This is a genomic window from Thiomonas sp. TH-17 (assembly GCF_057473305.1).
Genome location: NZ_JBYCKI010000152.1, coordinates 1 through 3139 on the forward strand (window position 1 = coordinate 1; position 3139 = coordinate 3139).

Consider the following 3139-nt stretch of genomic DNA (forward strand, 5'->3'; position numbering starts at 1 on the left):
CCTCTAGCGCAGGCCAGGCGCCACCGGCGCGTGGGTCGTTCACCAGCGCGGCGAAGGTGTAGCGCTGCCCCGCGCGGGTCTGCGCATAGCCGGCGAGAGACAGCACGCCGTCGAGGCTGCCGGTCTTGGCGTGGATGCGCCCTGCGGTGTCGGGGTCGCGGAAATGGCGGCGCAGGGTGCCATCTTCTCCGGCCAGCGGCAGCGACGACACGAATTCGGGCATCACCGGGCTGTTCCACGCCGAGCGCAGCAGCGCGTTGAGATCGGCCGCCGAAATGCGCGCGATGCGCGACAGGCCGCAGCCGTTGTCCAGCACCAGGCCGGGCATGGACAAGTTGTGGGTGGACAACCATTGCTCCACCGCCTGCTGCGCCAGGCCCCAGGTGGCGCGCTGCGCACCCGCCTGTAGCGCCAGGGTGAGGAATACCTGCTGCGCCATGACGTTGTTGCTGTATTTGTTGATGTCACGCACGATCACGGCAAGCGCAGGCGAGTCCCACACGGTCAGTTCGGTGGCGCCCGCAGGCAGGTTGGAGGTGCGAACCCGCCCTTTCCAATCGATGCCGACCTGCGCAAACAGCGCGCCCAGCAGTCGCTGCACATAAGCGTTGTCGCTCACCTCGGGGGCGATGTTCCAGGTCTGCGGCCCGCAGGCGGCCGCAAAGCCCCCGGCGAAGCGCGGCGCGAAGGGCTGCTTCCAGTCGGCGCGCAGCTTGTCCTTCCAGTTGCCGCAGGCAGCAGAGGTGAGCTTGGGCGCTTCACGCAGATCGAAGCCCGCCACCGGCGGCTCCACGGTAACGCGCACCTGCTGCGCCTGAGTGTCGGGCACGAAGCCCAGGCGCAGCACGCCGAAGTTCACCAGAAAGGGGTCGGGGCCGACGTTGTAGGGCGCGGTGGCGTCGCCGTCGAAGGCGCCGGGGTTGTGCGGCGGAAGATCGAAAGCCTGACGGTCGATGAGCACGTCGCCGCGAATACTGCGGATGCCCAGATCGCGCAGCCGTACCGCGATGCTCCACAGGTTGTCGGCCATCAGATGCGGGTCGCCGCTGCCGACGAAGGCCAGATCGCCCTGCAGCACCCCGGCGCGGATCGGCCCCGTGGCGTACACCGGCGTCTTCCACACATAGGCCGGACCGAGAATGCGCAGGGCCGCGTAGGTGGTGACGAGCTTGAGCACGGAGGCCGGGTTCATCAGCGCGGCGCCGTTGAACGCGACCTGGGGCGACGGGCTATCGAGCGGTTGCAGCACGAAGGCGCAAGACTGCTGCGGAATACGCGCCGTCTCCAGCGCCTGCGCCACACTGATCGGCAGCGCCCCCGACCCTCCCAGCCCGACTTGCTGCGCCCGGGCCAGAAGCGGCGTGCCGGTCAGGGCCAGTGAAGAGATCAGAAAACGGCGGCGGCTGGATAGCATGGCATGGACGGCGAAGAAGAACAACGGAATGGTAGAGGCTTGCCGTCAGGCTAGGTTCAAAACCCCTGCCTACAATGCGCCGCATCATGACGACCCGCCCCTCCTTCATCCACCAGTGGCAAGAGGCCGCCGAGCGCAACAATTCGGCGCTGTGCGTCGGTCTCGATCCGGAGCCCTCGCGCTTTCCGGCGCCGTGGACCAACGACCCGCTGCGGCTGTTCGACTTCTGCGCCGCCATCGTCGATGCCACGGCCGATCTGGTCTGCGCCTACAAGCCGCAGATCGCCTACTTTGCGGCGCTGGGCGCGGAGAGCCAGCTCGAACAGCTCATCGCCCACATCCGCAAGGCTGCGCCGAGCGTGCCCGTCATCCTCGACGCCAAGCGCGGCGACATCGGCGCCACTGCGGAGCAATATGCCCGCGAGGCCTTCGTGCGCTTCAATGCCGACGCCCTGACGCTGTCGCCCTACATGGGCTTCGATTCAGTCGAGCCCTACCTGCGCTTCCCCGAGCGCGGGCTGTTCGTGCTGTGCCGCACCTCCAACCCCGGTGGCGCCGATCTGCAGACCTTGCCCATCGCCAGCTCGGCCGCAGGCGCCTCGGCCCACCTCGGTTTTGAGTTGCTGTTCGAGCGCGTGGCGCGGCTGGCCACGCTGGACTGGAACCACCACGGACAGAATGGCCTGGTGGCCGGCGCCACCAACCCGGCCGACATCGAACGCATCCGCGCCGTCGCGCCCGAGGCGCCGCTGCTCATCCCCGGCATCGGCGCGCAGGGCGGCGATCTCGCAGCCACCGTGCGCGCGGCGCGCGGCAACTTTCTCATCAACGCCTCGCGCAGCGTGCTCTATGCCAGCAACGGGCGCGATTTTGTCGACGCCGCAAGACGCGAAGCCCGCCGCCTGCGCGACGCCATTAACCAAGAAGTCCACGCGGCCGCCCCCGCACACCCTGCACCATGAGTTCCTCCACGCCAGCAGCAAACCTCACCCACTTCGACGCCGCCGGTCAGGCGCATATGGTCGATGTCGGCGCCAAGGATGAAACGCACCGTGTGGCCGTGGCCACCGGCTGCATCCGCATGCAGCCCGCCACCCTCGCCCTGGTGCAGGGCGGCAGCGCCAGGAAGGGCGACGTCATTGGCATCGCCCGCACCGCCGCCATCATGGCGAGCAAGCGCACCGCCGACCTCATTCCCCTGTGCCATCCCATCGCCCTCAACCGCGTGGCGGTGGACTTCGAGTTGCAGCCGCAGGACAGCAGCATCCACTGCACCGTCACCGCCGAAACCCGCGGCCGCACCGGCGTGGAAATGGAAGCCCTCACCGCCGTACAGATCGGCCTGCTCACCATCTACGACATGTGCAAGGCGGTGGACCGCGGCATGACCATCGACGGCGTGCGCCTGCTGGAGAAGCACGGCGGCAAGTCGGGCGACTGGGTGGCCTCGGTCTGATCGCCCGGCCAAAGCTGAGGCGCACCTGAACCGCCCTGCGCGCAGGGACATGCCGCTGTTCCTACAATCGGGCGCATGAACATGATGACCGAACCCGCGCTGTTGCGCCTCGACGAGGCGCGCCGCGTCTTGCTCGACCCCTATCAGATCGATGAGTCCGCCTTGCAGCGTGCGCTGGGCAAGGTGTTCGAGCACAAGCTCGACTATGCCGACGTCTATCTGCAATACACCCGCTCCGAGGGCTGGAGCCTGGAAGAAGGCCTGGTGAA

3 protein-coding genes and 1 pseudogene are annotated in these 3139 nt (G+C 68.0%); 3 read left to right on the plus strand and 1 reads right to left on the minus strand.

All coding sequences use genetic code 11. The annotated features are described in order from the left end of the window. Nucleotides 1-1414, minus strand: a 1414-nt coding sequence (gene dacB / locus AC2VLV_RS09275) for a D-alanyl-D-alanine carboxypeptidase/D-alanyl-D-alanine endopeptidase (protein ID WP_486989718.1), incomplete at its 3' end; no start/stop codon positions are given. Nucleotides 1415-1500: 86 nt separating this feature from the next. Between dacB and pyrF the strand changes: the two genes are divergently transcribed. The 3 genes and pseudogenes from pyrF to tldD all read left to right on the plus strand — a co-directional run. Further along, on the plus strand, nt 1501-2376 hold the full coding sequence (pyrF, locus tag AC2VLV_RS09280) for an orotidine-5'-phosphate decarboxylase (protein ID WP_486989719.1): 876 nt from the start codon (nt 1501-1503) through the stop codon (nt 2374-2376). Next, nucleotides 2373-2870 carry a cyclic pyranopterin monophosphate synthase MoaC gene (gene moaC / locus AC2VLV_RS09285; protein WP_486989720.1) on the plus strand — a complete coding sequence of 166 codons (498 nt, stop codon included), beginning with the start codon at nt 2373-2375 and terminating at the stop codon, nt 2868-2870. Before pyrF ends, moaC begins: the two co-directional genes overlap by 4 nt. Nucleotides 2871-2945: 75 nt before the next feature. Next, nucleotides 2946-3139: pseudogene (tldD, locus tag AC2VLV_RS09290) on the plus strand (metalloprotease TldD); the annotation flags it as partial.

Bases quoted from the DNA above. Each gene is read 5' to 3' on its own strand.
- pyrF (WP_486989719.1), top strand. From the start codon at position 1,501: ATGACGACCCGCCCCTCCTTCATCCACCAGTGGCAAGAGGCCGCCGAG.
- moaC (WP_486989720.1), top strand. From the start codon at position 2,373: ATGAGTTCCTCCACGCCAGCAGCAAACCTCACCCACTTCGACGCCGCC.